Here is a 24,043-nt window from a genome sequence, read left to right as displayed (position 1 = left end):
GGCCCGGGGCCGGCCTTGCCTGCCTCAGGCGTCGAGCTGGTCCTCGTCTTCGTCCTCGTCGTCGATATCGACGAGGAACACGATGTCGGCCTCGTCCTCTTCCTCGTCGTTGTCCGCGCCGGCGTGATGCGGGTCGGGCTCGAACGCGCCGTCCTCGTCGGACTCGTCGGCCGCCAGCGCGTCCTCGAATTCCTCGATCTCGTCCTCGGTGGCGGGGCGGATCGTCAGGGCGGAGGTGCCGTTCCAGATCGGCTTGCCGCTGGTCGTCAGCGTGCGGATGTCCTCCTTGAACCCGTCGCAGGTGAAGAGGTCGCGCGCCGTCTCCTCGTCCCCGTTGATGACGGCGACTGCCGTCCCGTCGATCTCGAGCGTGAACATCGAAATAGCCTTTCGTGAGGAGCGTCCGCCCGGCCGCCGCGCGCCGCGCGGCGAGTCGCCGTATGGGCCGGGCGCCCACCCTGTAGGGGCGCGCGCCGGCCGGGTCGAGGGGCGGGGCGGAGATTGATGCGGGCTGCGCTCAGGCGCCGCCGGCCCGGCCGATCGCGCGCTTGACCACCCCCTGCACCTCCTTGTTGGAGAGGAACAGGTCGTGGTTGATCAGGCCGCCGCCATACTCGGAGGCGTCGGCCACGCGCACGCCGAGGGCCTCCAGGCGCTCCCGGTCGGCGGCGCCCGCGCGCACGATGCCGCCGGCGATGGCGCCCGACAGCTCCAGGGCCCGGTCGTTGGTCGACGAGATCACGGTGATTTTGTTCACGTCCGGGCCGAGCCGTTCGACGCCCGCGGTGAACAGGTCGATGTCGATGTCCGGGGCGGCGAGCACCACCGCGCCGATGCGCGCCATCGCCGCCTCGCCGGCCTCCGCCCGCAGCATGCGCAGGGTCTCGAGGGTCAGGAGCGTGCCCATGGAATGGGCCACGATGTGGATGCGGCCGCCGCTCGGCGAGGCGGTCAGCGCCTTGAGCAGGTCCTCGAAGCCGTCCCGCGACCACAGGGCGCTCTCGCGGTCGTAGCCGTAATCGAAGGTCGCGGCGGCGGAGGGCCAGGTGAACAGCCCGGAGGCGCCGCGGAAGCGGATGCCGTCCGAGAGCATGGCCGCGCTGATCGCCGCCGATTCGAAGCTCTCCCGGTAGCCGTGCACGTAGAGGAGCACGTCGCGCCCGAAGGCGGCCTGGGTGAAGGCGGCGGCCGCGCCGGCGCCGGTCTGCACCTGCGGCACCGCCTTGATGCCCCAGTCGCCGGTCACGACCGAGGAGACCTGGCCGATCAGCGAGCGGTCGGGGGCCGACATGCGCACCTCCGCGAAGGAGAGGCCGCGGCCGCGCTCGGAGCCGAAATAGGGGGATTTGGAGCCGCCGGAGACCGGCTTGCGGGTGGTGGCGACGAGGAGCACCGGGCTCACGTCGAGGGCCGACTGGCTCTCGGGCGCGCCGCCCACGGCGCCGGTCACGAGCCCGTCCGCGATGCAGCCCGACAGGCCGGGGGCGAGCCCGGCCACGCCCGCGAGCGCGGCGAACCGCATCAGCCCACGGCGCGTCGGGCCGGCCTGCGCGGCATCCCGCCCCGTTCCGAAATCGTTCCGCCGCATGCCTCGACGCCCCCGTTCCGAGCCTTTCCGCCCGGCTTCGGCCTAACCTGTGCAGCAGGATCGTGACCATGGCGGGGCAGCCATGAGGCGCCGCGCGGTGTGGGGCGGTGTGGATTGCGGGGGCCTGCTTCAGTCCTGCCGCGTGCGGCGGGCCGGGGCGGCCCCCTTCGGCGCGCCGGGCTCGGGGCTGAGCATCATGCGGCCCTCGTAGCCGTCGAAGCCGCCGCTATAGGTGAACCGGTTGAGCGCGAGCTTGCGCTTCATCTCCGGCGAGAGCTCCCCCTGCCAGGAGGGTCCGCGCCGGGCCTGACCCGGGCGCCGCATGCGCGCCGAACCCGCCATGTAGGGCTTTGGCATGAGCCACCTCTGCGATTGCCGTCCCCGCAGGATCCGAAAATTTCCGCGGGCTGGATAGGGGCGTTCTTCCGGGAGGAACGTTTTGGGCCGCGATTCCGGGCCTGCCGGGTAGTCCGGTCGATCATCGGCCCTTGGTGGCCGCCGCCCGCTTGTCGCGACCGAGACGGCGGATGTCGTCGGGCGTGCGGTCGCGGATCCCGCTCTCGATCCCCTGGTCCACGAGCGCCTGCAGCTCGGCGAGCCTGTCCGCCCGCTCCTGATCGCGCCGGATCAGGTCGCGCACATAATCGCTCGCGTTGCTGTACCGGCCGGTGCGGGCCTGCGCCTCCACCCACTCCTTCATGGGATCGGGCAGCGAGACGTTCATGGTCGCCATGGCGGCCTCCTTCGCGGCCATCATGTCAAAGATTGCCAAAGACCGTCAAACACCCGGGGCGGACGCGCGGCAGGCTACCGCTTCACCAGCGCGTAGCGGGGATGCGCGATGAACTCGTGGAAGTTGACGCAGAGGGTGTCGATCAGGCCGGTCAGGCGCGGGTTGCGGTGGCGCTGCTTGGGGTAGAGCAGCGAGATCGCGGTCTTCTTCGAGCGCCATTCCGGCAGGAGCGGCACCAGGGAGCCGGACTGGACCTCGTAGGTGACGAAGAAGTCCGGGAGATAGGCGACCGCCGAGCCTTCGACGGCGAAGTACTTCGCCATCCAGTACTCGTTGACGCGGTAGCGCTCGTAGGGGCGGGCGATCGCCTGGGCGCGCCCGCGCTGGAGCGCCCAGGCCTCGGCCACGCCGCTGCGGTGGTAGACCGCCCCCGGCAGGCCCTGGAGATCCTCGGGACCGGCGAGGCCGCCGAAGGAGGCCGCCAGGGACGGGGCGGCATAGACCCCGCTCGCCACGTCCGTCAGCTTGCGGCAGAGCAGCGCCGAATCGGGCGGCTTGCCGACATAGAGCATGCAGTCGAAGTCGATCTGCCCCGAGAGCAGGGTGTCGTTCGGGGTCATCCTGAGATCGAAGTCGAGATGGGGGTTCTGCAGCGCGACCCGGTGCGCGGCCGCCCCGAGGAGTGTGGTGCCGAACTCGCCGCTCGCCACGATCCGCACCCGGCCCTCGACCCGGGAATGCGCGCTCTGCGCGGCGTTCGCGGCGGCCTCGCAGCTGTCGAGGATCGCGCGGCAATGCTGCTGGTACTCGCGGCCCGCCTCGGTCAGCTCCAGCCCCCGCGGCTTGCGCAGGAACAGCTCGACCTTGAGGGCATCCTCCAGCCGGCTCAGGTGGTGGCTGAGGGTGGCCTTGGGGATCCCGTGCGCCGCCGCGGCGCGGCTGATGCTGCCGCAGCGCGCCAGGAGCAGGAAGCCGTGAATGTCCTTGAGCTCGTAGCTGAACAACCCGCGCGCCTGCGTTCGGCATTCTGAACGGAACGATCAGGAAAGCGCTCTAGCCGATCTGTCAATCATCGATATGGTCTCGCGACAGATCAGCGGCGCGAATGTCCATTTGCGAAGCAATGTGCCTGCGATGTGACGGGATCAGTCCAGATTTCAGGCATTCCGATTCTGTGAAGAGCCGTGTCATCCGGCGCGGCAATACTGGGTTCGGGGCCGGCCGCCCTCCGCGGCGGCCGCCCGGGGCGCGAGGAGGCGGGGATGATCAGCGGCGATGTCATGCGCGGCCTGCCGAAGGCGGAGATCCACATCCATCTCGAAGGGGCGGTCAGGCCCGGCACGGCGATGGCGCTGGCCCGCAAGAACGGGGTGGCCCTCGCCGAAGGCGGCGTCGAGAGCCTCTACGTCTATGACGACCTCGCCGCCTTCCTGGCGGTCTATGGCCGGATCGCCGACAGCGTCGTCACCGCCGACGATTTCCGGCGCATCACCTACGAGATGCTCGAATCGGCCGCCGCCCAGGGCTGCCGCTACATGGAATTCTTCATCAGCCCCCATGCCCATCGCGGGGTGCCCTTCGGGGTCCAGTTCGAGGGCATCCGCGCCGGCCGGGCCGAGGCGGAGGCGGATTTCGGCATCGTCTCGCGCATCATCCCCGGCATGAACCGGGAGCTGGGGCCGCAGGCCGGCGAAGACTATCTCGACGCGATCCTAGCCCATCGCGGCGACGACGTGATCGGCCTCGGCCTCGATTACGACGAGGTGCCCCACCCGCCGGAGCCCTTCGCCGCGGTCTTCGCCCGGGCCGCGCGGCAGGGGCTGCGCCTGACCGCGCATGCGGGCGAATCCGGCCCGCCCGCCTCCATCGCCGGGGCGCTCGACGCCTTGAAGGTCGAGCGCATCGATCACGGCTACAGCGTGGTGGAGGACCCCGCCCTGGTCGCCCGCTGCCGGGACGCGGGCATCGCCTTCACCTGCTGCCCCTCGACCACGCGCGTCACCACCCGCTGGCGCGACCTCGGCGCGCCCGAGCATCCGATCCGCCGCATGAAGGAGGCCGGGCTGGCGGTGACGATCAACACCGACGACCCGCCGATGTTCGGCACCGATCTCGGCCGCGAATACGCTCTCGCGCAGACGCAGCTCGGCTTCGCCCCGGCGGACATCAAGGCGGCCATCCTGACGAGCCTCGACGCCTCCTTTCTGGACGCGGCGCAGAAGCGCGCCTGGCGCGCGGAATGGTCGAGGGAGATCGACCGGGCGCTCGGCCTCGCCGCCTGTACGGCGTGAGGCCCGCCCGGCCGCGCCTCCGGTGTCCGCCCGATCGGACCGGTCTACGCGCGCCTTTCCTCTCCCTTGGGGAGAGGTGGCCGCGAAGCGGACGGAGAGGGTGGGCGCCGAGGGGCCCGGTCTCGCGCCCGGCGCGGCCTACGCCATCGCGCTCACGCGCGGCCTCCTCGCCCCGGGGGCGGGGCGAGGCGCTCCTGCCCGACCGACACTTCAACCGGACACGACATCGTCCACCAGCCGAAGGGAACCGCCATGGGCGCCAGCATTCCGATCATCGATCTCACCCCCCTGCGCGAAGGCGGCGAGGCCGGCCGCAGGGCCGTCGCCGCGGCGATCGGCGAGGCCTGCCGGGGCATCGGCTTCTTCTATCTCTCCGGGCACGGCGTGCCGGCCCATTTGAGGGCGGATGTCTTCGCCATGGCGAAGGCGTTCTTCGAGAGCCCGGAGGCGCTGAAGCGGACGGCGCTCTATTCCGCCAAGAGCGGCAATCGCGGCTTCATCCCCATGAAGGGGGAGGCCCTCGATCCGACCAAGGCGCCCGACCTCAAGGAGGCCTTCAACATCGGCCTCGACCTCCCGGCGGAGGATCCGGAGATCCGGGCCGGCGCCCCGTTCCGGGCCGCCAATCTCTGGCCGGACCTGCCCGGCTTCCGCACCACCGCGCTCGCCTATTTCGACGCGGTCTGGGCCCTCGGGCGCGTGCTGCACACGGCCTTCGCCACCGAGCTCGGCCTGCCGACGGATTTCTTCGAGGACAAGCTCGACCGGCCCATGGCGACCCTGCGGCTGCTGCACTACCCGGCCCGCCCGGCCGCGCTCGACGAGGGCCAGCTCGGGGCCGGCGAGCACACGGATTACGGCTGCGTCACCCTGCTCGCCACCGACGCGGTGGGCGGCCTCGAGGTCCGCACCCGGACCGGCGAATGGATCGCGGCGCCCTTCATCCCGGACACCTTCATCTGCAACATCGGCGACTGCCTGATGCGCTGGACCAACGACGTCTACCTGTCCACGCCGCACCGCGTGGTCAGCCCGGCCGGAAGCGAGCGCTACTCCATCGCCTTCTTCCTCGACCCCAACCCCGAGGCGGAGGTCGCCTGCCTGCCGGGCTGCGCCAGCGCGGAACGGCCCGCCCGCTACGCGCCGATCCGGGCCGACGACTACCTGACGAGTCGGCTCAACCCGACCTACGCCAAGGCCGGCCTGCTGGCCGGGGCGGCCGCCTGATCGCCGGGAGAGGGCGGGCCCCGCCGCCGGCCCTCTCCCCCGGCAAGGCTCTCGACGAACGCCGCGCGCCCGGTCATGAAGGGCGCCATGGCGCCTCCTCCTCTTCCCGACATGGACACGATCCGCGAACGGCTGCTCGCGGGCGACCGCGCGGCCCTCGCCCGGGCGATCACCCTCGCGGAATCGCGCCGGGCCGATCACCGGGCGGCGGTGCGCGACCTGATCGACGCCGTGCTGCCCCAGACCGGCAAGGCGATCCGGGTCGGCATCACCGGCGTGCCGGGGGTGGGCAAGTCGACGACGATCGACGCGCTCGGCAGCCTGCTCACGGAGGCGGGCCACAAGGTCGCCGTGCTCGCCGTCGACCCGTCCTCGACCCGCACCGGCGGCTCGATCCTCGGCGACAAGACCCGGATGGCCCGGCTCGCCAACGACGGAAACGCCTTCATCCGGCCCTCGCCCTCCTCGGGCACGCTCGGCGGCGTCGCCGCCAAGACCCGGGAGACCATGCTGCTCTGCGAGGCGGCGGGCTTCGACGTCATCCTGGTCGAGACGGTCGGCGTCGGCCAGTCCGAGACGGCGGTGGCCGACCTCACCGATTTCTTCCTCGTGCTGATGCTGCCCGGGGCCGGCGACGAGCTCCAGGGCATCAAGAAGGGCATCCTCGAACTCGCCGACATGATCGCGGTCAACAAGGCCGATGACGGCGAGGGCGAGCGCCGGGCCCATGCCGCGGCCTCCGAGTACCGGGCGGCCCTGCACATCCTCACCCCGCCCTCCGCCACCTGGACGCCGCCGGTGGTCACCATCTCCGGCCTGCACGGCAAGGGCCTCGACGGGCTCTGGCGCCGGATCGAGGACCACCGCGAGAAGCTGACCGCCACGGGCGAGATCGCCCGGAAGCGCCGGGAGCAGGACGTGAAATGGATGTGGGCGCTGGTGCACGAGCGCCTGCACCAGCGCCTCGTCGGCAGCGCCGAGGTCCGCAAGGCCACCGCCGAGGCGGAGAAATCGGTCGCCGCGGGCGAGCACTCCCCCGCCGCCGGCGCGGACGCGATCGCGACGCTGATCGGGCTTTGAGCGGATGCCGGGCCGGCTCCTCGTCACCGGCTTCGGACCCTTTCCCGGCGTGCCCCGCAATCCGAGCGCGCGCCTCGCCGAACGGATCGCGCGCCATCCGCGCCTCCGGCTCCTGCTCGCCGAGGCGCCGGAGCTGCTGGTGCTGCGCACGGCCTATGCGGCGATCCCCGCGCAGCTGGAGCCGGCGCTGGCGCGGGATCCGGCGGCGGTGCTGATGATCGGGGTCGCCGCCCGCGCGAAGCGGGTGCGGGTCGAGGTCCGCGCCCTCAACCGGGCGAGCCGGCTCTTTCCCGACGCCAGCGGCGGCACCGCCCGGCGTCTCGCCCTCGACCCGGAGGGGCCGCCCCAGCGCAAGAGCCCCGCGGCGGAGCGCGCCCGCCTCGCCATGCGGCGCCGGGGCCTGGATGCGGCGCGCTCGCGGGAGGCCGGGCGCTACCTCTGCAATGCCGGGTACTACCGCACCCTTGCCGAGGGGAAGCCGGCGATCTTCCTGCATATCCCGCTACCGCCGCCGCCCGCCCGGCGCGGCCCGCGCCGCCCCCGCGCCCTGGACCTGTGGACGCAGGCCGGGATCGAGGCGGCGCTCGCCCTGCTGCGGGCGGCGCCCGTCGCGGCCGCGGCACGTCCGGCGTGAGCCGGAATCCCGTCAGTCCTGGCAGGTGATGCGGATCGGGCGCTCGCTCGGGCGCACCGGGGCGGTGGCGATGGCGCCGGTATACTCGTCCTGCGCGGCGACGCCGTAATTGGCGGCGCTGGCATAGCCCTGGGCTTCGCACCAGGCATTGGCGACCACCTGGCCGCACTCGCTGGCGCCGCCGGTGAGGCATTCGCCGACGCCGTAGCCCTCGCCCGAGGGGATCAGGAAGGTCTTCTCGACAGGGGCCTGGGCGCCCTTGGCGGCGCTCTGCCCGTCGCCGGCCGCGAGGCCCTGCGAGGCGGCGGAGGCGAGAATGACGGCGAGCAGGGCGGCGGCCGGTCGGCGCATGGTGAAAGCCTCGTTGACGGGATCGTTCTTGGCCGGAGTGTTCGGACGGTGGGGTAAACAAACCCTTGCGGCGATCCTCACGGCTGCTTGAAGTCTCTCGATCGGACGGGTCGTTCTCGAAATGCTCATGGTTTTGGGGTAGCCCAGGCGGCCCGGTCCGGCCGTCGCCTTCGCGCAACACGGCCTCCGGGCGAGGCCGGCGACCATGCGGCGGCTTGGGCGTGGGCCGGTCCGGCCTGCCCGGAGAAGTCGCTGCATCGCGAGAGGGATAGACCGCCGCCCGGGCCCGCCGGGGCCGGGGCGGGCGGAATCAGGCAGGAACGACGGTGATGGCGCCGATGTTGCGGCTCTACAACACGCTGACGCGGGAGAAGGCGCCCTTCGCGCCGATCGATCCGGGCCATGTGCGCATGTATGCCTGCGGGCCGACCGTCTACGACGCGGCCCATATCGGCAATGCGCGCCCGATCATCGTCTTCGACCTGCTGTTCCGGCTGCTGCGCCATCTCTACGGGGAGGCGCACGTCACCTATGCCCGCAACGTCACGGACGTGGACGACAAGATCAACGCCCGCGCCGCCGAGCGCGGCATCACCATCCGCGAACTCACCGACGGCACCCTCGCCCAGTTCCACAAGGACATCCGCGACCTCGGCGTCCTGATGGCCGAGGACGTGAACGTGGCCGGCGCCCGCCCCCGCTTCATCGAGCCCCGCGCCACCGACCACATCGCCGAGATGCACCGGCTGATCGAGGGGCTGGTCGCGGCGGGCCATGCCTACGTGGCCGAGGACCACGTGCTGTTCGACGTGCCCTCCATGCCCGATTACGGCGCCCTCTCGAAGCGGCCCCTCGACGAGATGGAGTCCGGCGCCCGGGTCGAGGTCGCGCCCTACAAGCGCTCGCCCCTCGATTTCGTGCTGTGGAAGCCCTCGAAGGCGAACGAGCCGTCCTGGCCCTCGCCCTGCGGCATCGCGGCGCCGGGCCGGCCGGGCTGGCACATCGAGTGCTCGGCGATGTCCTGGAAGCATCTCGGCGAGACCTTCGACATCCATGCCGGCGGCCTCGACCTGATCTTCCCCCATCACGAGAACGAGGTGGCCCAGTCCCGCTGCTGCTTCGGCACGAGCGTGATGGCCAATGTCTGGCTCCACAACGGCTTCCTGCAGGTGGAGGGGGAGAAGATGTCGAAGTCCCTCGGCAACTTCATCACCATCCGGCAGGTGCTCGACGACTGGCCGGGCGAGGTCGTGCGCCTCAACATGCTCAAGACGCATTACCGCCAGCCGATCGACTGGACCCTGCGGGGCCTGGAGGAATCGCGCCGGATGCTCGACCGCTGGTACGGGATCGTCGGCGACGCCGCCCCGGCCTCCGCGGTGCCGGCCGCGGTGATCGAGCCGCTCCTCGACGACCTCAACACCGCCGCCGCCTTCGCCGAGCTCCACCGCCTGGAGGAGCCCGCCGCCCTCAAGGCCGGGGCCGGGCTGATGGGCTTCCTCAAGGAGACCCGCAGCACCCGCGAGCAGGCCCAGATCGCCAGCGCCGGCATCGACGTCGCCCGGGTCGAGGCCCTGATCGCCGCCCGCCGGGAGGCCCGCGCCGCCAAGGACTGGGCCGCCTCCGACCGCGCCCGCGACGAGCTCGCGGCCCTGGGCGTGGCCGTGAAGGACAACAAGGACGGCACCACGACCTGGAGCGTGGTGAAGTAGGCCCCGAACCCTCCCCCGCCGGGCGAGGGGCTGCCGCTCGCCCCGCCCGAAGTCGGGCTTGCCCGACTTCGGCATCGCTTGCTGATCCCGGGCAAGCCCGGGATCAGTCGGGGAGGCGGCGGCTCGACCGCCCCGTCGCGACCCGCCTCAGCCCCGCCCCAGCCAGTCCTTCCACCAGGGCTTGCCCGCGAAGGAGCGCCGGCTCAGCCGGTCCAGGGCCTCGGCGGCGGCGGTGACCGGCGTGTCGGCATACATCCGCCCGATCGCGGCGGCGGTGTTGGGCATCTCCGTGAATTCCCGCAGGATCGCGTCGTAGTTCCGCTTGAGCACCTGCGAGGACGGGTCGAGATTCGTGATGAGCACGAGGCCGGTCGGGGCGGCGTCGGCGGCGGTGATGGCCAGGTCCGGGCGGTACTTCCTGAGGATCGCCACCACCTTCCAGACGTCGCCCGTCCAGAAGCTCACATAGTCGGAGCCGCGGGCGCGCTCGAGGGCCTGTTCCGGCTCGCGGTCGGCCATGGCCTCGGTGAGCGGCAGGCAATCGTGCAGGGCGATGATCGAGTCGCGGCGGCAGATCGCCTCCGTGTTGAAGAAGTCGCGCAGCAGGAACTCGAACAGGTGCATCCCGTCGAGGAAGGCGAGGTCGATCCGGTGCCCGATGTCGCGGCGCCAGTTCAGGCGCTGGAAGAACACGTCGCTCGGGAGCTGATACAGGGAAACCCGGGCCTTGTTGGCGGTGACGTTGGTGTTCAACTGGAACAGCGGGTCGACGCCGATGGCGTGCACGCAGCTGATCTGGGTGAAGACGTCGCCGCTTCGGACGCCGACTTCGAGATAGCGCAAGGCCCCGGTCCTTTTGGACAAATCCCGGAGAAGTTCGAAATAGGGAAGGCCCGCATGGGGCCGGATGATGGTCTTCGCCGCGTCAGACATGGCCGAGTTCTACGCGATTCCCCGGTTCAAGGCATCGGCCGGCGCCAGGATGTCGGGAGCCTTTGCCGGACGATCACAGCGGCCGACGCGCATCCCCTTGCCCCCTCTTTCGAGAACCTGTTCCCGCATCCCATTGGGTGCCCGCTGGATCGGCTCGGTCTGCGGCGCATCGTTCCTCTCCCTCCCGGGAGAGGGGGCCGCGAAGCGGACGGAGAGGGCGCCGCCGGGCTCCCCCGCATCGCGCGGCCCCACTCCAGCGCGCTTCGTGCGGTCCCCCTCGCCCAGGGGGGCGAGGAAAGGCGCGGCGGCTGAACGCCGCCTCCTCAGAACCGCTCCGCCACCAGCCGTTCGCGCTCGGGGGCCTCGCTCTTCTGGGCGGCGGCTTGGCGCAGGAGGGGAATCACCTGCGCCACGTCCTCCGTCACGAGGTAGCGCGGGTCGAGGCCGGCGCGCAGGAAGCCGGTCTCGCGCATGTGGTCGAGCAGGGTGAGCAGCGGCGCCCAGAAGGCGTTGGTGGAGAGCAGCAGGATCGGCTTGGTGTGCTGGCCGAGCTGCGCCCAGGTGAGCTGCTCGACGAGCTCCTCCAGGGTGCCGATGCCGCCCGGCAGCGCCACGAAGGCGTCGGCGCGGTCGAACATCAGCTTCTTGCGGGTGTGCATGTCGTCGACGACGATGGTCTCCTGCACCGCGTCGAGCATGCGCTCCCGCGACTTCAGGAAGTCCGGGATGATGCCGGTGACGTGGCCGCCATGGTCGAGCACGGCGCCGGCTACGGTGCCCATCAGGCCGACATTGCCGCCGCCATAGACGAGGCTGAGCCCCGCCTCGGCGATGTCGCGGCCGAGCGTCGCCGCCGCCTCGCGGAAGGCGGGGTCGGTGCCGAAGCCGGAGCCGCAATAGACGCAGACGGAGGTCAGGCGAGCCATGCGCGGCCTCCCGAATCCCGTCCGGACGCCCCGTCCAGGGGCCAAACTGCTGAAGTCGCGTGGGATTCGAGGCCGCACGCGCGCGGGAGCCTTGGTGTTCCTGTCATGTCCGGTAATATGTCGCGAGAATTCGAGCGAATGTCGACGGCCGGAAACGCGGTCCCGTCGTGTCGCCGCCGCAGACGGGTGCGGCGAGGGAGCGTGGCGTGATGACCTCGGAGTTGCGGCGAGGGATCGTTCTCGCGGGCGTCGGTCTGCTCGCCGGATTCGCCCTGGTCGTCGCGCTGTTCGGCACCGGGGAGCTCCTGAAGCGGCAGGGCCCGCCGGTGCCCGCTGCGCCCCATGGCCTGACGGGGAGCGCCGACGGGGCGGGCAAGGCCGGCCCCGAATCGCCGGCGGCGAAGTCCTCCGCGGCGAAGCCCGAGGCCCTGCAGGAGCTGTCGCCGGGCGGCCCGGCTTCCCCCGCCGCGCGGCCCGAGGCGCCGGAGGCGGGGACGCCGAGCTTCGACATCGTCCGCGTCGAGCCGGACGGCTCGGCCGTGGTCGCCGGCCGGGCCGCTCCGGATTCCACGGTGGAGCTGCTGCGGGACGGCCAGCCCTTCGCCCGTGTGCAGGCCGACCCGGCCGGGCAATTCGCCCTGACGCCGCCGGACCTGCCCGCCGGCAACAGCGAGATCACCCTGCGCATGACCGCCCCCGACGGGAAGACGGCGACGAGCCGCCAGAGCGTCGTGGTCGTGGTGGCGCCGAAGCGGGACGCCAAGCCGCTGATCGCCCTGAGCAGCCCCGATAAGCCAACCGTCGTGCTCTCGCAGCCCGAGGAGAAGCCGGGGACGGGCGCCGCGGCCGGCAAGCCGGAGCCGCCATCCTCCGGGCAGGGCCTCGCCGAAGCCCGCACCCCCGAGACGAAGGCGGCGGGCAAGCGCGGCCCGGGAGCGGCGGCGCGGCCGGGGACGAAGCCCGCCGCCGGGGCGCATGCGGGGGCGACCGCCGAGGCGGGGCCGGGCGGCCCCGTGAAGATCGTCAGCATCGATGCCCAGGAGAACGGCCGGCTCTTCGTCAGCGCCGAGGCCGAGAAGGGCAGCACCCTGCGCCTCTATCTCAACGACACCCTGGTCGCGAGCGGGCAGGCCGGCCCGGACGGGCGCATCGCCTTCACCATCGGCAGGGGCGTGCGGCCGGGGGATTATCAGATCCGCGTCGATCAGGTCGATCCGGCCTCCGGCAAGGTGCGGCGGCGCGCGGCGGTGGCCTTCGCCTTCCCCGCGCCGGGACCGGCCCCGGTGGCGGAAGCCGGGAGCGAACCAGGCCGCGGCGGCCCGGCCCGGGCCACCGGCTCCAACGCGACGCCTTCGCCCACCCGCGAGGCCGCCGCCGCGCCCGAGGCCGCCCCAACGACTGCCCCGTCGCGACCGGCCACTCCGGCGGCCGACGGCAAAGCCGGCGCACCGGCCCCGTCTCGCCCCGCGGCGACGGCGGAGGCCGCCGCGCCGCGGAACGCCCCCGGCTCGGTCTTCGTCGCCGAGATCGGCACGGCGCGGATCATCCGGGGCGACAGCCTCTGGCAGATCAGCCGGCGCACCTATGGCCGGGGCGACCGCTACACCGTGATCTACGACGCCAACCAGCAGCAGATCCGCGATCCCGACCTGATCTATCCGGGCCAGATCTTCGTCCTGCCCAAGGACGCCCCCGATCCGGCCAAGCGGGGCTGACCGGCGGACCGGCCGGCCCATCCGGGATCAGCCTTCGCCGGTGCCGAAGGCAGGCTCTCCGAACCCCGCATTGTCTCGCCCCCGCCGCTCCGCCACCCTGCCGGCATGGATGCGGACCCGACCGGCAGCGCCGCCGAGGCGATCCTGAGCATGGTGGCGATCCGGCTCGCCGCCCTCGTGCTGCTCGGGGTGATCCTGCCCTGGCTGCCCGCCGAATCGGGGTCGCGGCATGCAACCGGAGCGTGTCGGGGCGGGGCCGCCGAACGGGTCGCCGCGCCCGTCCCGCCGCCGCCCCCGGCCGGGGACGAGGGCCTGCGCGACCTGCTCCGGCACGATTGACGGCGGCCTCGAAGCCCCGCCCGAGCCGGCTTCGAGGCCCTGGGGGGCAGGCTTCGAAGCGGCGGGGGCCGGCTCTCAGGCGCTCGCCGCCCGCAACCGGTCGAATCCGGCCTCCAGATCCGCCTTCAGATCCTCCGGATCCTCCAGCCCGATATGGAAGCGCAGGGTCGGCCCGCCCGGCTCCCAGCGGGTCGCGGTGCGGTAGACGGTCGGGTCGAAGGGGATGACCAGGCTCTCGAATCCGCCCCAGGAGAAGCCCATCCCGAACAGCTCGAGCCCGTCGAGGAAAGCCGCAACCGCTTGTTCCGGCACGGGTTTCAGCACGATCGAGAACAGGCCGGAGGCCCCCAGGAAGTCGCGCTTGAACAGGGCGTGGCCCGGATCGCTCGGCAGGCCCGGATGCAGGACCTTCAGCACCTCCGGCCGGCTCTCCAGCCATTCCGCCATGGCGAGCCCCCGCGCGCCGTGCTCGCGCAGGCGCAGGCCCATGGTCCGTAAGCCCCTGAGACCTAAGAAGATATCCTCCGGCCCGGCGCACATGGCGAAATGCTCGTAGGTGCGCTTCACCGCCGGCCAGTGCCGGGCATTGGCCGAGACGAGGCCGATCAGCAGGTCGGAGGCGCCGCTCAGATATTTGGTCCCGGCCTCCACCGCGATGTCGACCCCGCGTTCATGCGGCGGGAACAGCAGCGGCGTCGCCCAGGTGTTGTCCATGACCACCGTGCCGCCGCGGGCATGCATCGCCTCCGCGATGGCCGGCACGTCCTGCATCTCGAAGGTCTGCGAGCCCGGCGCCTCGACGAGCACGGCTTTCGTGTTGTCCCGCATGAGGTTGGCGATATCGGCGCCGACCAGGGGATCGTAGTACTCGACCGTCACGCCGTAGCGCGCCAGCACGCCGTCGCAGAAGATCCGCGTCGGGCGATAGGCGGAATCGGTGACGAGCAGATGGTCGCCGGCGCTGGTGCAGGCCATCAGCGCCAGCGTCAGGGCGGACAGGCCCGAGGGCGTCAGCACCGTGCCCGCCGCCCCCGCGATCTCGGTCCAGGCCTCGCAGAGCGCATCCATGGTGGGCGTGCCGGAGGTGCCGTAATTGTAGCGGCCGCGCCGGTGCTTGATGTCGTCATAGGTCGGATAGAGGACCGTCGAGCCGCGATAGATCGGCGTGTTGACGAAGCCGTGCTGTTCGAACGGGTCGCGCCCCGCCAGCACGAGCCGCGTATCGGGCGAGAAGCGCGCACGGTCGCGCGGGGGCGATTTCGACATGGACCTCTGCGCGGGTTCTGGACGCTGCGTAAGAGCGCTTTCAGCCCGCGGCGGCCCCGTGCGTCAACCCTCGCTTAAACCGGGATGTCTAAGGGGATCCGGCCTCGTCGGTCTTGGCGGCCTCCTCGTAGGCCTGGATCCAGGCGGCCCGCTCCTCCGATCCCTCGGGATAGGGGCATTCGCTGCGCGGCTTGCCGTAGAGGCGGGCGTTGCGGCCCTGGATGAAGGGGCTGTCGCTCGCCGTGGCGGTGGCGTCCATGTTGCCGCTCCGTGTCTCGAAACGAAAGGGAAGCCGCGGAGGGCGGCCTTCGGATCGTTAACGAGCCCGGACCTATCCTGTTTCTCTACAATCTTCGCGTGAGGGGCTGCCGCGTTGGGTATCCTGCGTTTCATTGCCTTCGGCGCCACCATGGGCCTCAGCACGCTGGTCGTCTGCTTCGTGAGCGCGGATCGGCTCGCCCATTCGCCGAGCCCTGCCGTGGCGGGGGCGCCCGTGCCGCGCCTCGCGCAGGCGGCGGCGCCTCTGCCCGAGGCCACCGTCACCCAGACCGCCGAGGTGCGCGCTCCGGCCAAGGCCATGGGGGGATTCGACACCGAGCGCCTCAACGCGCTGATGCGCGGCGAGGGTCTGCCGGCAGCGGGAAGGAAGCGCTGAGCCGCCGTTTCGGGTAAGCCCGCCGCGGGAAACGGCGGGGTTTTGGGTCTTGGGTCTCGTTTACGCGCTCGGCGCCTGCCTGATCTGGGGTCTCGTGGTCCCGGTTCAGTTCCGCTGGCTCTCGGCCATGGCGCCGGAGGCGATCCTCGCCCATCGGATCGCCTGGTCCGCGGTCTTCGTCGCCGGGCTGCTCCTGGTGTTGCGCCACCGGCTCGCCAACCCGCTGCCGCTGAGGCCCCGGCACGGCCTTCTCGCGGTCTCGGCCGGCCTCATCGCCTTCAACTGGCTGCTCTACGTCACGGCCGTCGGCTCGGGGCACATGCTCGATGCCAGCCTCGGCTACCTGATCAATCCCCTCGTCGCCGTGCTGCTCGGGGCGGTGGCGCTGCGGGAGCGCTTGCGGCCGGTCCAGATCGTCGCGGTCGTCATCGCCGCCACCGGCGTCGCCATCGCGGTGGCGATGGCGGGCAAGCTGCCGCTGCTCTCCCTCGGCCTCGCCGTGAGCTTCGCGATCTATGCCCTGATCCGGAAGATCGTGGGCGTCGACGCCCTGCTCGGCTTCTGCGCCGAGACCGTCCTGCTCCTGCCCTTCGCGCTCGCCTATCTCGCCGTCCAGCCGGCCGGAACCGCGCCCGCGGACACGTTCGGCTTCGTCCTGCTCGTCGCGACCGGTGTGACCACGGCGCTGCCGCTGATCTGGTTCGCGACGGCCGCGCAGCACCTCACCCTGGCGACCCTCGGGCTGATGCAATACATCGCGCCGTCCTGCCTGATGCTGCTCAGCGTCTTCGTCTATGGCGAGCGGCTGGCACCCGACCGGCAGGTGATGTTCGCCCTGCTCTGGCTGGCGCTGATCCTCTACGCCGCCGATTCCTTCCGGGCGGCGCGGGCGGCCACTGGCGATCGGGGTTCCGGCATGCCAGCCTCGCCGGAGGAGGAGAGGGGAACATGATCGGTCGCCGCAATCGCATCACCGACATCGCCGGCATCCGGGTCGGCCACGCGGGGGACGCCCGCGTCGCTTCCGGCGTCACCGCGCTCCTCTTCGACACGCCCTTCGTCGCGGCGGTGGATGTGCGCGGCGGCGGCCCGGGCACCCGGGAGACGGACCTCCTCGATCCGCAGGCCACCGTGGAGCGGGTGGACGGCCTCTTCCTCTCGGGTGGCTCGGCCTTCGGGCTCGACGCGGCGGCGGGCATCGTCGCCTGGCTCGCGGAGAACGGCCGCGGCTTTCCGGTGGGCGACGTGCGCGTGCCGATCGTTCCCGGTGCGATCCTGTTCGACCTGCTCAATGGCGGTGACAAGCAATGGGGGCGCTTCCCGCCTTACCGCGACCTCGGCTTCGCGGCGGCCGCGGCGGCCTCCGAGGACTGCGCCCTCGGCAGTGTGGGGGCCGGGCTCGGCGCGCGTACGGCGAACCTCAAGGGCGGCCTCGGCTCGGCCTCGAGCCGGGTCGCGGAGACCGGGTTCAGCGTCGGAGCCCTCGTGTCGGTCAACGCCTTCGGGCGCGTCACGATCGGGGAGGGGCCGCATTTCTGGGCCGCGCCCTTCGAGCGCGAGGCCGAGTTCGGCGGCTGCGGGCTGCCCTCCGCCCTTCCGCCGGACGCGTTCACCTGGCCGCGCCTCGGCCTGCCGGGCGCGAACACCACGCTCGCCGTCGTTGCCACCGATGCCGCCCTCACCAAGGCGCAGGCCAAGCGCCTTGCGGTGACGGCGCAGGACGGTCTCGCCCGGGCGATCAACCCGGTTCACACGCCCCTCGACGGGGACGTGGTCTTCGCAGTGGCGACGGGGGCTGTGCCGCTCACCGATCCGATCGGCGATCTCGCCCGGCTCGGTGCGGCGGCCGCCGACACCCTCGCCCGCGCCGTGGCGATCGGGGTGCATGCGGCGACGGCGCTGCCCTGCCTCGACCTGCCGGCCTGGAAGGATCTTCACGGCCGGCAAGGTTAGCTCAGCGCAGGTAGATCACGCTGTAGAGGGAGCGGCGCAACTCGTCCTCCTCCAGCCAGACGCGGCCGAGATCGCAACGCTCGCGGATGCCCGGGCGCATCCGGGCGCAGTACTCGCCCGTATTGTCCTGGAGATGGTACTGGCAGCGGCCCTCGACGCTTCGCCGCGCCAGGATTGGGCTCGAATGGTCGGCGGCGAGGTCCGGGTCCTTCGGATCGCGGTCCTCCAGCACGTACCAGCTGTAGCCGACCGTCGGGATGCGGCCGTGATCGAGGGCGTAGTCGACCATGGCGAGCAGGCGGTCGGTCTGCCGCCGCGTCGGCGGCTGCCCCCGCTCCAGCCGGTCCATGAAGTCGAGCTGATTGTCGGCGACCCGGTAGGAGACCGGCAGCAGCGGCACCGGCAGGGGCCGGCGGCGGCAGCGGGCCTCGACATGGGCGAGCCAGCCGGCATTGAAGGCGTCGGTCTTCGCGCTGCGCAGTTTCTCGACCGTGCCGGCGAGGCTGCGCCAGCATTGCTTCGGCGCCACCACCCGGGCGCGCCAGCGCAGGGCCCGCAGGAACTTCTGGTGCTGGCCGTATCCGTCGAAGGAGGGCAGGTCGCGGTCCTCGCAAAGGCCGCCGACATTGTAGAGGAGGGCGGCCGCGTCTTCCTGCCCGTCCTCCAGCTTGTCGAAATAGGCGAGGCGGCCGGGATTGCCGTCCTTGCTGACATCGGTGTCGTTGCGGCTCGCGGCGATCTCGGCAAGCGTGTCGGGGTTCTCTCGGAGATAGCGGCGCAGCGCGGGATCGCGGGAGGCGGCGAGCCGCGCCGGATCGGCGAAATAGTAGCGCGTCGCCACGTCCAAGGCCGAGACCGTGCGGCCGACCCGCTGGGAGATCATGTCGGCGGTGGCGTAGGCGAAGCAGATCGCGCTGTCGCCCTGGCTCATCGGCGACTCGGCCGGATCCGGGCTGATCTTGCCGTCGAGGGGATGCGTGCCCGGGCGCCGCGCGGGCGCCACCACCGTGATATCGGCGCAGGCGGCGTTGCGGGCGTAGCGGGGATGGGCGGGGAGGATCCGCGGATCGTACGCCATCGCCGGCATCGCCAGGAGGCCGGCAAGGAATGCCCAGGCCACGGGCGCGAGGCGGCTTTTGAAAGAAGGCACCAGTCGCGGTGTCCGGCTACGCTTCGGGTCCCGACCTCATGGCACGGGGACGCATCCGGCCAAAGCGCCGCGGGGCCTCAGATCCCCGCATACCACTCGTAGCCCCGGTCCTCCCAGTAGCCGCCCTTGCCGTCGCCGAGCTTGGCGAGTGACTCCACCACCTCGATGCGGCGGATATACTTGGCCTGCTTGTAGCCGAGCTGGCGCTCCAGGCGCAGCCTCAGGGGGGCGCCGTGGGCGACCGGCAGGGTCTGGCCGTTCATGGCATAGGCCAGAATCGTCTGCGGGTGGAACGCGTCGGTGAGATCGATGCTCTCGTAGTAACGGATCGGCCGGCCTGCCTGCGGGGCGTCGCCCTCGCCGGAGGCCGTCTCCGTGGTCCGGTCCTCCTGACCCACGGGCTTCTCGGACATACCGGGATGGCCGGTAGCCTTCGTGTCGGCGGCTTTGGCGTCGGAGGATCCGGTGTCACCGCTGCCGCCCCAGGCCAGGCCGCCGGCCTCCTTCGGCTTGTCCTCGGCCGCCGGCGTGTCCTGCCCGGATTCGTTGCCGGCCTGATCCCCGCCTTCGAGGCCGCCGCCGGCATAGTCCATCGTGTCGAAGCAATGGAACACGATGTAGCGCGCCTGGGGCTTGAGCCCGGCCCGGTTGAGCAGCTCGGAGAGCGGCACGCCGGTCCATTTGCCGATGCTGCTCCAGCCTTCCACGCAATCGTGCCGGGTGATCTGCGTGCGCGACGGGAGGCCACGCAGCTCCGACAGGGACAGGCTCTGCGGGTGCTCGACGAGGCCGCTCACCTCCAGGCGGAAGCCCTCGAAGCTCTTGGCGGCGAGCGCCTTGTAGTCCCTGTCCTCGGGGTCGACCGTGCCGTTCGGCTTGAAATAGGCCGAGATCGCGCTCTCCGGGAATTCGCGCGCCAGCGAGGCGGGGGTGAGCAGCAGGCGCTGCACGAAGAGATTGGCGTCCTCGCCGGCTTCCAGGCTGCGCCGGCCCCAGGGCGCCTTCGCGATCTGGTCGCAGCCGGTGAGCGCGGTCGCGCCGAGAAGGCCTGCGACGCCCGTGAGGAAACCCCTGCGATGGGGCGGGGGGAGGCGCAGGCGGCGGCTCATCGGTTCTCTCCCCCGGCCGGGATCCGTCGTTTCTCGATCACGAACCAGCCGGTGATCATGCCCCGCAGGTTGTTGAACAGACCCGAGACCAGCACGAGCAGCACGTGCACGATCGTGAACAGCACGAGCAGGTTCATCGACAGGAAGTGGATCGAGCGGGCCGATTGCCGGCCGCCGAACAGGTCGACGATGGGCGGGAAAATCGCGTCGAAGCCCGGCGACATGGCGAGGCCGGTGAGCAGCATCAGCGGCAGCAGCACGAGCACCACGACGAGATAGGTGAGCTTCTGCAGCACGTTGTAGCGCTTGGCCTCCTCGCCTTCCGGGAAGTGCAGTGTCAGGTGCTCGCGGATCGAGCCGCCGATGTCGCGGATCTGGTCGCCGTCCGGGATCAGCCGGCGGCGCAGCTGGCCGCTGCCGAGGCCGTAGAGGAGATAGATCAGCCCGTTGATCACGAAGGCCCAGGCGAACAGGAAGTGCCAGCGCCGTCCGGTGGCGAGATCCTGGTTGGCCGGCAGGGTCGCCCAGGCGGGGAAGGCGCGGCTTGCCGCCTCGCCCTGGTCGCGCGAGAGGCCGAGCCAGCCGGTCGTGTCGAAGGTCCGGTCGCCGAGCATCACGACGCCCCGCGGCGTACCGTCGGGCGTGGTGTCGTCAGTGATGGCGAGGAACGGCTTATCGAAGGTGGAGGCCTGTCCCCAGTAGAGGGCCGGATGGGCGTTGAAGATCTGCAGCCCGCTCATCAGCAGGATGGCGAGGCAGGCGAGATTGATCCAGTGCGCGAGCCGGATCGTCAGCGGGTGCCGGAAGACCCAGTGCCGCCGCACCGTCTCGATGGCCTCCGGCATCGCCGGTGTCGCAGATCCCGCCACGAAGTTCCTCGCCTCCCTGCCACACGAAAACGCCCGCCCGGTCGTCCCGGACGGGCGAGCACCATCGATTACGTGTTCGACGGCGCGCGGGTTTCGTTACATGCCGCTGTTCATGTCCGAGCCCTGCTCCATGCCGGAGCCGGAGTTCATGCGCTTCTTGGAGCGCATCATCTTCTTGTTGCTCTTCATCTTTTTCATGGACTTCTTCTTCATCGGGCGCTGGGCCATGTCCTCGTTGCCCATCTGGCCCTGCTGCATCTGGCCGTCCATGCCCGGCTGCATGCCGGGCTGCATCTGCTGGGCGGAGGCGACCGAGGCGAGGCCGAGACCGAGCGAAAGCGCGCCGGCGGCGATCAGAAGGCGGGTGTTCATGAAGCACCTCGTGAATGACGTGGACGTGCGTCGCGTGCGAACAACCCGGCAGGGCGCACAGGCCTGCCGGACCTGAGCGCCAACGGACTCGGCCGCGGATCGTTCAAAAAATTTTCTCGCAAGCGGCCCGGGGCGGGATTCAACTTTCCGTCAGCCGCGGCCGGGAAAGCGGTTCTTTCTCCCTTGAGGGATCCGGCCGCTTCGCCTGCTTGCCGCCCCCGGATCCGCCGCCTATAGCCTGCGGCCTGTCATGAGCGCAGCGCCCGCACCGCACAGCTTCCCCCACCGGCACCTGCTCGGCATCGAGGGGCTGTCACGCCCGGATATCGAGGCTCTGCTCGCCCGGGCGGACGACGCCGTCGCACTGTCCCGTCAGGTCGAGAAGAAGCGCAACGTCCTGCGGGGCCGCACGCAGATCAACCTGTTCTTCGAGCCCTCGACGCGCACGCAATCCTCGTTCGAGCTGGCGGGCAAGCGCCTCGGCGCCGACGTGATGAACATGTCGGTGGCCTCCTCCTCGGTGAAGAAGGGGGAGACCCTGATCGACACCGCCGCGACGCTGAACGCGATGCGGCCGGACATCATCGTGGTGCGCCACCATTCCGCCGGCGCCGTGCATCTGCTGGCCCGCAAGGTCGATTGCTCGGTGGTGAATGCGGGCGACGGCGCCCACGAGCACCCAACCCAGGCGCTCCTCGATGCCCTGACGATCCGCCGCAACAAGGGCGGGATCGAGGGGCTGCAGGTCGCGATCTGCGGCGATGTCCTGCATTCGCGGGTGGCGCGCTCCAACATCATCCTGCTCCAGGCGCTGGGCGCCCGGGTGCGGGTGATCGGCCCCTCCACGCTGCTCCCCACCGGCATCGACCGCTTCGGCGTCGAGGTCTTCACGAACATGCGCGAGGGCCTGAAGGGCTGCGACATCGTGATGATGTTGCGCCTGCAGCGCGAGCGGATGAACGGCTCCTTCGTGCCCAGCGTGAAGGAGTATTTCCGCTATTACGGACTCGACGGCGACAAGCTCGCCCTCGCCAAGCCCGACGCGCTGGTGATGCATCCCGGCCCGATGAATCGGGGCGTCGAGATCGCCTCCGACATCGCCGACGGGGCGCAGTCGCTGATCCGCGAGCAGGTCGAGATGGGCGTGGCCGTGCGCATGGCCGTGCTGGAGGCCCTGGCGACGCATCTGCCGAACGGGTGATCGAATGAGCCAGCTCCTCCTCGCCAATGCGCGCCTGCTCGATCCCGCGACCGGCCGGGAAGGCCCGGGTGCCGTCCTGGTGCGCGACGGCCGCATCGCCGACCTGGCCTGGTGCGCGACCCCGGAGGCGCCGGAAGGCTGCGCGCGAATCGATTGCAACGGGCAGGTTCTCACCGCCGGTCTGATCGACCTGCGCGCCTTCGTCGGGGAACCCGGCGCCGAGCACCGGGAGACTCTGGCCTCGGCGAGCGCGGCGGCGGCGGCAGGCGGCGTCACGACCCTGGTCTGCATGCCCGACACCAACCCGGTGATCGATGGCGCGCCGATCGTCGACTTCGTGCTGCGCCGTGCCCGGGACACGGCGAGCGTGAACGTGCTGCCGGCCGCGGCCATCACCAAGGGGCTCGCCGGCAAGGAGATGACCGAGTTCGGCCTCCTCGCCGAGGCCGGCGCCGTCGCCTTCACCGATGGCCTGAAGGCGGTGACGAACGCTCAGGTCATGCGCCGCGCCCTCACCTATGCCCGCGATTTCGGCGCCCTGCTGATGCAGCATGTCGAGGAGCCCGACCTCGTGGCCGAGGGCGTGATGAACGAGGGCGAAATGGCCTCCCGCCTCGGCCTGATCGGCATTCCCCGCGAGGCCGAGACCGTAATGCTGGAGCGGGACATCCGCCTCGTCCGCCTCACGGGCGGCCGTTACCACGCAGCCATGATCTCCTGCGCCGATTCGGTCGAGATCGTGCGCCGCGCCAAGGAGGCCGGGCTGCCGGTCACCTGCGGCGTGTCGGTCAACAACCTCGTGCTCAACGAGGGCGACATCGGCCACTACCGCACCTTCTGCAAGCTCTCGCCGCCGCTGCGCGACGAGGCCGACCGGCACGCGGTGATCGCGGCCCTGAACGAGGGGGTGATCGACGTGATCGTCTCCGATCACAACCCGCAGGACGTCGAGACCAAGCGCCTGCCCTTCGCGGAGGCCGCGGACGGGGCGCTCGGCATCGAGACCCTGCTCGGCGCCTCCCTGCGCCTGCTCCATACCGGCGACGTCGCCCTGCCGAAGCTGCTCGCCGCGTTGAGCGCCAACCCGGCCCGGCTCCTCGGGCGCGAGGTCGGGCGCCTCGCGGCGGGAGCGCCGGCCGATCTCGTGCTGATCGATCCGGACGTGCCCTACGTGCTCGACAAGCGCCAGCTGAAGTCGCGTTCCAAGAACTCGCCCTTCGACGAGGCCCGGCTGCAGGGCGCCGCGGTGCTCACCCTGGTCGGCGGCCGTATCGTCCACCGCGCCGAGACGCTGGCGGACGCCGCATGACCGCTGCGCTCGATGCGGGCTGGCCGCTCGTCCTGGTCGGGCTCGGCTTCGGCTATCTCCTCGGCTCGATTCCCTTCGGGCTGATCCTCACGAAATATGCCGGGCTCGGGGACGTCCGGGCCATCGGCTCCGGCAATATCGGCGCGACCAACGTTCTGCGCACCGGCCGGAAGGGGCTCGCCGCCGCGACGTTGCTCGGCGATGCCCTGAAGGGGACGGTCGCCGTGCTGGTCGCTGGGCTCTGGGGCGAGGAGCCTGCTCTGGCCGCGGGCCTCGGCGCCTTCCTCGGCCATCTCTTCCCCGTCTGGCTCGGCTTCAAGGGCGGCAAGGGCGTGGCCACCTTCCTCGGGGTCCTGCTCGCCCTCAACCCCCTGGCTTTGCTCGCTTTCGCCGTGATCTGGCTCGGACTGGCCTTCGCCCTGCGCTATTCCTCGCTCTCGGCGCTCGCCGCCTCTGCCGCGACGCCCCTCGTCCTATGGGCGCTAGGCCAGCCGCGCACGGCCCTGCTCTTCCTCGTGCTCGGCCTGCTGCTCTGGTGGAAGCACGCGCCCAACATCCGGCGACTTCTTGCCGGCACCGAGGGACGCATCGGGCAGAAGGGCTGACGAGGCTGCCTGGGCCGCCGGTGCG

At 71.3% G+C, this 24,043-nt stretch carries 27 protein-coding genes; 13 read left to right on the top strand and 14 right to left on the bottom strand.

The window, feature by feature from the left end; translation table 11 throughout:
- Positions 1-24: 24 nt before the first annotated feature.
- From MMB17_RS03610 to MMB17_RS03590, 5 genes are all read right to left on the bottom strand, one after another.
- Positions 25-378, bottom strand: coding sequence for a hypothetical protein (locus MMB17_RS03610; protein ID WP_241101101.1), 354 nt, complete (start codon positions 376-378; stop codon positions 25-27).
- Positions 379-517: 139 nt separating this feature from the next.
- Positions 518-1,588, bottom strand: coding sequence for an alpha/beta hydrolase (locus MMB17_RS03605; RefSeq protein WP_238313166.1), 1,071 nt, complete (start codon positions 1,586-1,588; stop codon positions 518-520).
- A 129-nt stretch (positions 1,589-1,717) separates the two neighbouring features.
- The gene (locus MMB17_RS03600; protein WP_238313164.1) at positions 1,718-1,945 is read right to left on the bottom strand and encodes a hypothetical protein; all 228 of its coding nucleotides are present in this window, start codon (positions 1,943-1,945) and stop codon (positions 1,718-1,720) included.
- Between the two features lie 121 nt (positions 1,946-2,066).
- Entirely contained in the window at positions 2,067-2,321 is a 255-nt protein-coding gene (locus tag MMB17_RS03595; RefSeq protein WP_241101100.1) for a type II toxin-antitoxin system ParD family antitoxin, read from the bottom strand.
- 74 nt (positions 2,322-2,395) lie between these two features.
- Positions 2,396-3,325 (bottom strand): LysR family transcriptional regulator, encoded by a 930-nt coding sequence (locus MMB17_RS03590; RefSeq protein WP_241101099.1) that lies wholly within the window; start codon positions 3,323-3,325, stop codon positions 2,396-2,398.
- Positions 3,326-3,583: 258 nt separating this feature from the next.
- Between MMB17_RS03590 and add the strand changes: the two genes are divergently transcribed.
- From add to MMB17_RS03570, 4 genes are all read left to right on the top strand, one after another.
- Entirely contained in the window at positions 3,584-4,612 is a 1,029-nt protein-coding gene (gene add / locus MMB17_RS03585) for an adenosine deaminase (protein WP_241101098.1), read from the top strand.
- Positions 4,613-4,864: 252 nt separating this feature from the next.
- Positions 4,865-5,839, top strand: a complete 975-nt coding sequence (locus MMB17_RS03580) for an isopenicillin N synthase family dioxygenase (RefSeq protein WP_241101097.1) — start codon at positions 4,865-4,867, stop codon at positions 5,837-5,839.
- A 75-nt stretch (positions 5,840-5,914) separates the two neighbouring features.
- Positions 5,915-6,919, top strand: coding sequence for a methylmalonyl Co-A mutase-associated GTPase MeaB (gene meaB / locus MMB17_RS03575; RefSeq protein ID WP_238313156.1), 1,005 nt, complete (start codon positions 5,915-5,917; stop codon positions 6,917-6,919).
- Positions 6,920-6,923: 4 nt separating this feature from the next.
- Positions 6,924-7,553, top strand: a complete 630-nt coding sequence (locus MMB17_RS03570; RefSeq protein WP_241101096.1) for a pyroglutamyl-peptidase I family protein — start codon at positions 6,924-6,926, stop codon at positions 7,551-7,553.
- 12 nt (positions 7,554-7,565) lie between these two features.
- Here MMB17_RS03570 and MMB17_RS03565 read toward each other — a convergent pair whose 3' ends face one another.
- Positions 7,566-7,904, bottom strand: coding sequence for a hypothetical protein (locus MMB17_RS03565; RefSeq protein ID WP_241101095.1), 339 nt, complete (start codon positions 7,902-7,904; stop codon positions 7,566-7,568).
- Positions 7,905-8,233: 329 nt separating this feature from the next.
- Between MMB17_RS03565 and cysS the strand changes: the two genes are divergently transcribed.
- Positions 8,234-9,616 carry a cysteine--tRNA ligase gene (cysS, locus tag MMB17_RS03560; RefSeq protein ID WP_241101094.1) on the top strand — a complete coding sequence of 461 codons (1,383 nt, stop codon included), beginning with the start codon at positions 8,234-8,236 and terminating at the stop codon, positions 9,614-9,616.
- Positions 9,617-9,763: 147 nt separating this feature from the next.
- On the opposite strand, the gene MMB17_RS03555 is transcribed toward cysS, so the two are convergent.
- Positions 9,764-10,459: a class I SAM-dependent methyltransferase gene (locus MMB17_RS03555; protein WP_238313149.1), complete on the bottom strand. Its 696-nt coding sequence runs from the start codon at positions 10,457-10,459 to the stop codon at positions 9,764-9,766.
- A 413-nt stretch (positions 10,460-10,872) separates the two neighbouring features.
- On the bottom strand, positions 10,873-11,475 hold the full coding sequence (locus MMB17_RS03550) for an LOG family protein (protein ID WP_241101093.1): 603 nt from the start codon (positions 11,473-11,475) through the stop codon (positions 10,873-10,875).
- A gap of 209 nt (positions 11,476-11,684) precedes the next feature.
- On the opposite strand from MMB17_RS03550, the gene MMB17_RS03545 reads away from it, so the two are divergent.
- On the top strand, positions 11,685-13,190 hold the full coding sequence (locus tag MMB17_RS03545; RefSeq protein WP_241101092.1) for a LysM peptidoglycan-binding domain-containing protein: 1,506 nt from the start codon (positions 11,685-11,687) through the stop codon (positions 13,188-13,190).
- A 105-nt stretch (positions 13,191-13,295) separates the two neighbouring features.
- Positions 13,296-13,529, top strand: coding sequence for a hypothetical protein (locus MMB17_RS03540; protein WP_238313143.1), 234 nt, complete (start codon positions 13,296-13,298; stop codon positions 13,527-13,529).
- A 75-nt stretch (positions 13,530-13,604) separates the two neighbouring features.
- Here the strand turns inward: MMB17_RS03540 and metC are convergent, their stop codons facing one another.
- Positions 13,605-14,795 (bottom strand): cystathionine beta-lyase, encoded by a 1,191-nt coding sequence (gene metC / locus MMB17_RS03535; protein ID WP_241101091.1) that lies wholly within the window; start codon positions 14,793-14,795, stop codon positions 13,605-13,607.
- Positions 14,796-14,883: 88 nt separating this feature from the next.
- Positions 14,884-15,054, bottom strand: a complete 171-nt coding sequence (locus MMB17_RS03530) for a ribosome modulation factor (protein ID WP_241101090.1) — start codon at positions 15,052-15,054, stop codon at positions 14,884-14,886.
- A 114-nt stretch (positions 15,055-15,168) separates the two neighbouring features.
- On the opposite strand from MMB17_RS03530, the gene MMB17_RS03525 reads away from it, so the two are divergent.
- From MMB17_RS03525 to MMB17_RS03515, 3 genes are read left to right on the top strand one after another with little or no spacing between them, the layout of a single operon-like run.
- Positions 15,169-15,450: a hypothetical protein gene (locus MMB17_RS03525; RefSeq protein WP_238313138.1), complete on the top strand. Its 282-nt coding sequence runs from the start codon at positions 15,169-15,171 to the stop codon at positions 15,448-15,450.
- 49 nt (positions 15,451-15,499) lie between these two features.
- On the top strand, positions 15,500-16,402 hold the full coding sequence (gene rarD / locus MMB17_RS03520; protein WP_241101089.1) for an EamA family transporter RarD: 903 nt from the start codon (positions 15,500-15,502) through the stop codon (positions 16,400-16,402).
- On the top strand, positions 16,402-17,403 hold the full coding sequence (locus MMB17_RS03515) for a P1 family peptidase (RefSeq protein ID WP_420847367.1): 1,002 nt from the start codon (positions 16,402-16,404) through the stop codon (positions 17,401-17,403). The genes rarD and MMB17_RS03515 overlap by 1 nt, the downstream gene beginning before the upstream one ends.
- A 1-nt stretch (position 17,404) precedes the next feature.
- Here MMB17_RS03515 and MMB17_RS03510 read toward each other — a convergent pair whose 3' ends face one another.
- The 4 genes from MMB17_RS03510 to MMB17_RS03495 form a co-directional block, all read right to left on the bottom strand.
- Entirely contained in the window at positions 17,405-18,556 is a 1,152-nt protein-coding gene (locus tag MMB17_RS03510) for a hypothetical protein (protein WP_420847366.1), read from the bottom strand.
- 74 nt (positions 18,557-18,630) lie between these two features.
- Positions 18,631-19,662 (bottom strand): molybdopterin-dependent oxidoreductase, encoded by a 1,032-nt coding sequence (locus MMB17_RS03505; protein ID WP_241101086.1) that lies wholly within the window; start codon positions 19,660-19,662, stop codon positions 18,631-18,633.
- The gene (locus MMB17_RS03500) at positions 19,659-20,507 is read right to left on the bottom strand and encodes a cytochrome b/b6 domain-containing protein (protein WP_373325067.1); all 849 of its coding nucleotides are present in this window, start codon (positions 20,505-20,507) and stop codon (positions 19,659-19,661) included. The genes MMB17_RS03505 and MMB17_RS03500 overlap by 4 nt, the downstream gene beginning before the upstream one ends.
- Positions 20,508-20,627: 120 nt before the next feature.
- A complete protein-coding gene (locus MMB17_RS03495) occupies positions 20,628-20,903 on the bottom strand; it encodes a hypothetical protein (RefSeq protein WP_241101085.1) in 276 nt (91 codons plus the stop codon).
- 250 nt (positions 20,904-21,153) lie between these two features.
- Between MMB17_RS03495 and MMB17_RS03490 the strand changes: the two genes are divergently transcribed.
- The 3 genes from MMB17_RS03490 to plsY are packed head-to-tail and all read left to right on the top strand — an operon-like array spanning position 21,154 to position 24,018.
- Positions 21,154-22,104: an aspartate carbamoyltransferase catalytic subunit gene (locus tag MMB17_RS03490; protein WP_241101084.1), complete on the top strand. Its 951-nt coding sequence runs from the start codon at positions 21,154-21,156 to the stop codon at positions 22,102-22,104.
- A gap of 4 nt (positions 22,105-22,108) precedes the next feature.
- On the top strand, positions 22,109-23,413 hold the full coding sequence (locus tag MMB17_RS03485) for a dihydroorotase (RefSeq protein ID WP_241101083.1): 1,305 nt from the start codon (positions 22,109-22,111) through the stop codon (positions 23,411-23,413).
- Positions 23,410-24,018 carry a glycerol-3-phosphate 1-O-acyltransferase PlsY gene (gene plsY, locus MMB17_RS03480; protein ID WP_241101082.1) on the top strand — a complete coding sequence of 203 codons (609 nt, stop codon included), beginning with the start codon at positions 23,410-23,412 and terminating at the stop codon, positions 24,016-24,018. The genes MMB17_RS03485 and plsY overlap by 4 nt, the downstream gene beginning before the upstream one ends.
- Positions 24,019-24,043: the final 25 nt, after the last annotated feature.

It is taken from the genome of Methylobacterium organophilum, from assembly GCF_022533465.1.
Classification (GTDB): Bacteria; Pseudomonadota; Alphaproteobacteria; order Rhizobiales; family Beijerinckiaceae; genus Methylobacterium; species Methylobacterium organophilum.
The sequence above is the reverse complement of the archived record's forward strand: the minus strand, read 5'-3'. Positions and strand labels throughout refer to the sequence as shown.

Bases quoted from the DNA above. Each gene is read 5' to 3' on its own strand.
- MMB17_RS03485 (WP_241101083.1), top strand. From the start codon at position 22,109: ATGAGCCAGCTCCTCCTCGCCAATGCGCGCCTGCTCGATCCCGCGACC.
- MMB17_RS03580 (WP_241101097.1), top strand. From the start codon at position 4,865: ATGGGCGCCAGCATTCCGATCATCGATCTCACCCCCCTGCGCGAAGGC.
- MMB17_RS03505 (WP_241101086.1), bottom strand. From the start codon at position 19,662: ATGAGCCGCCGCCTGCGCCTCCCCCCGCCCCATCGCAGGGGTTTCCTC.
- MMB17_RS03530 (WP_241101090.1), bottom strand. From the start codon at position 15,054: ATGGACGCCACCGCCACGGCGAGCGACAGCCCCTTCATCCAGGGCCGC.
- MMB17_RS03500 (WP_373325067.1), bottom strand. From the start codon at position 20,507: ATGCCGGAGGCCATCGAGACGGTGCGGCGGCACTGGGTCTTCCGGCAC.
- plsY (WP_241101082.1), top strand. From the start codon at position 23,410: ATGACCGCTGCGCTCGATGCGGGCTGGCCGCTCGTCCTGGTCGGGCTC.
- MMB17_RS03610 (WP_241101101.1), bottom strand. From the start codon at position 378: ATGTTCACGCTCGAGATCGACGGGACGGCAGTCGCCGTCATCAACGGG.
- MMB17_RS03595 (WP_241101100.1), bottom strand. From the start codon at position 2,321: ATGGCGACCATGAACGTCTCGCTGCCCGATCCCATGAAGGAGTGGGTG.
- cysS (WP_241101094.1), top strand. From the start codon at position 8,234: ATGGCGCCGATGTTGCGGCTCTACAACACGCTGACGCGGGAGAAGGCG.
- add (WP_241101098.1), top strand. From the start codon at position 3,584: ATGATCAGCGGCGATGTCATGCGCGGCCTGCCGAAGGCGGAGATCCAC.
- MMB17_RS03565 (WP_241101095.1), bottom strand. From the start codon at position 7,904: ATGCGCCGACCGGCCGCCGCCCTGCTCGCCGTCATTCTCGCCTCCGCC.
- MMB17_RS03550 (WP_241101093.1), bottom strand. From the start codon at position 11,475: ATGGCTCGCCTGACCTCCGTCTGCGTCTATTGCGGCTCCGGCTTCGGC.
- MMB17_RS03600 (WP_238313164.1), bottom strand. From the start codon at position 1,945: ATGCCAAAGCCCTACATGGCGGGTTCGGCGCGCATGCGGCGCCCGGGT.
- metC (WP_241101091.1), bottom strand. From the start codon at position 14,795: ATGTCGAAATCGCCCCCGCGCGACCGTGCGCGCTTCTCGCCCGATACG.
- MMB17_RS03605 (WP_238313166.1), bottom strand. From the start codon at position 1,588: ATGCGGCGGAACGATTTCGGAACGGGGCGGGATGCCGCGCAGGCCGGC.
- MMB17_RS03495 (WP_241101085.1), bottom strand. From the start codon at position 20,903: ATGAACACCCGCCTTCTGATCGCCGCCGGCGCGCTTTCGCTCGGTCTC.
- MMB17_RS03545 (WP_241101092.1), top strand. From the start codon at position 11,685: ATGACCTCGGAGTTGCGGCGAGGGATCGTTCTCGCGGGCGTCGGTCTG.
- meaB (WP_238313156.1), top strand. From the start codon at position 5,915: ATGAAGGGCGCCATGGCGCCTCCTCCTCTTCCCGACATGGACACGATC.
- MMB17_RS03540 (WP_238313143.1), top strand. From the start codon at position 13,296: ATGGATGCGGACCCGACCGGCAGCGCCGCCGAGGCGATCCTGAGCATG.
- MMB17_RS03570 (WP_241101096.1), top strand. From the start codon at position 6,924: ATGCCGGGCCGGCTCCTCGTCACCGGCTTCGGACCCTTTCCCGGCGTG.
- MMB17_RS03490 (WP_241101084.1), top strand. From the start codon at position 21,154: ATGAGCGCAGCGCCCGCACCGCACAGCTTCCCCCACCGGCACCTGCTC.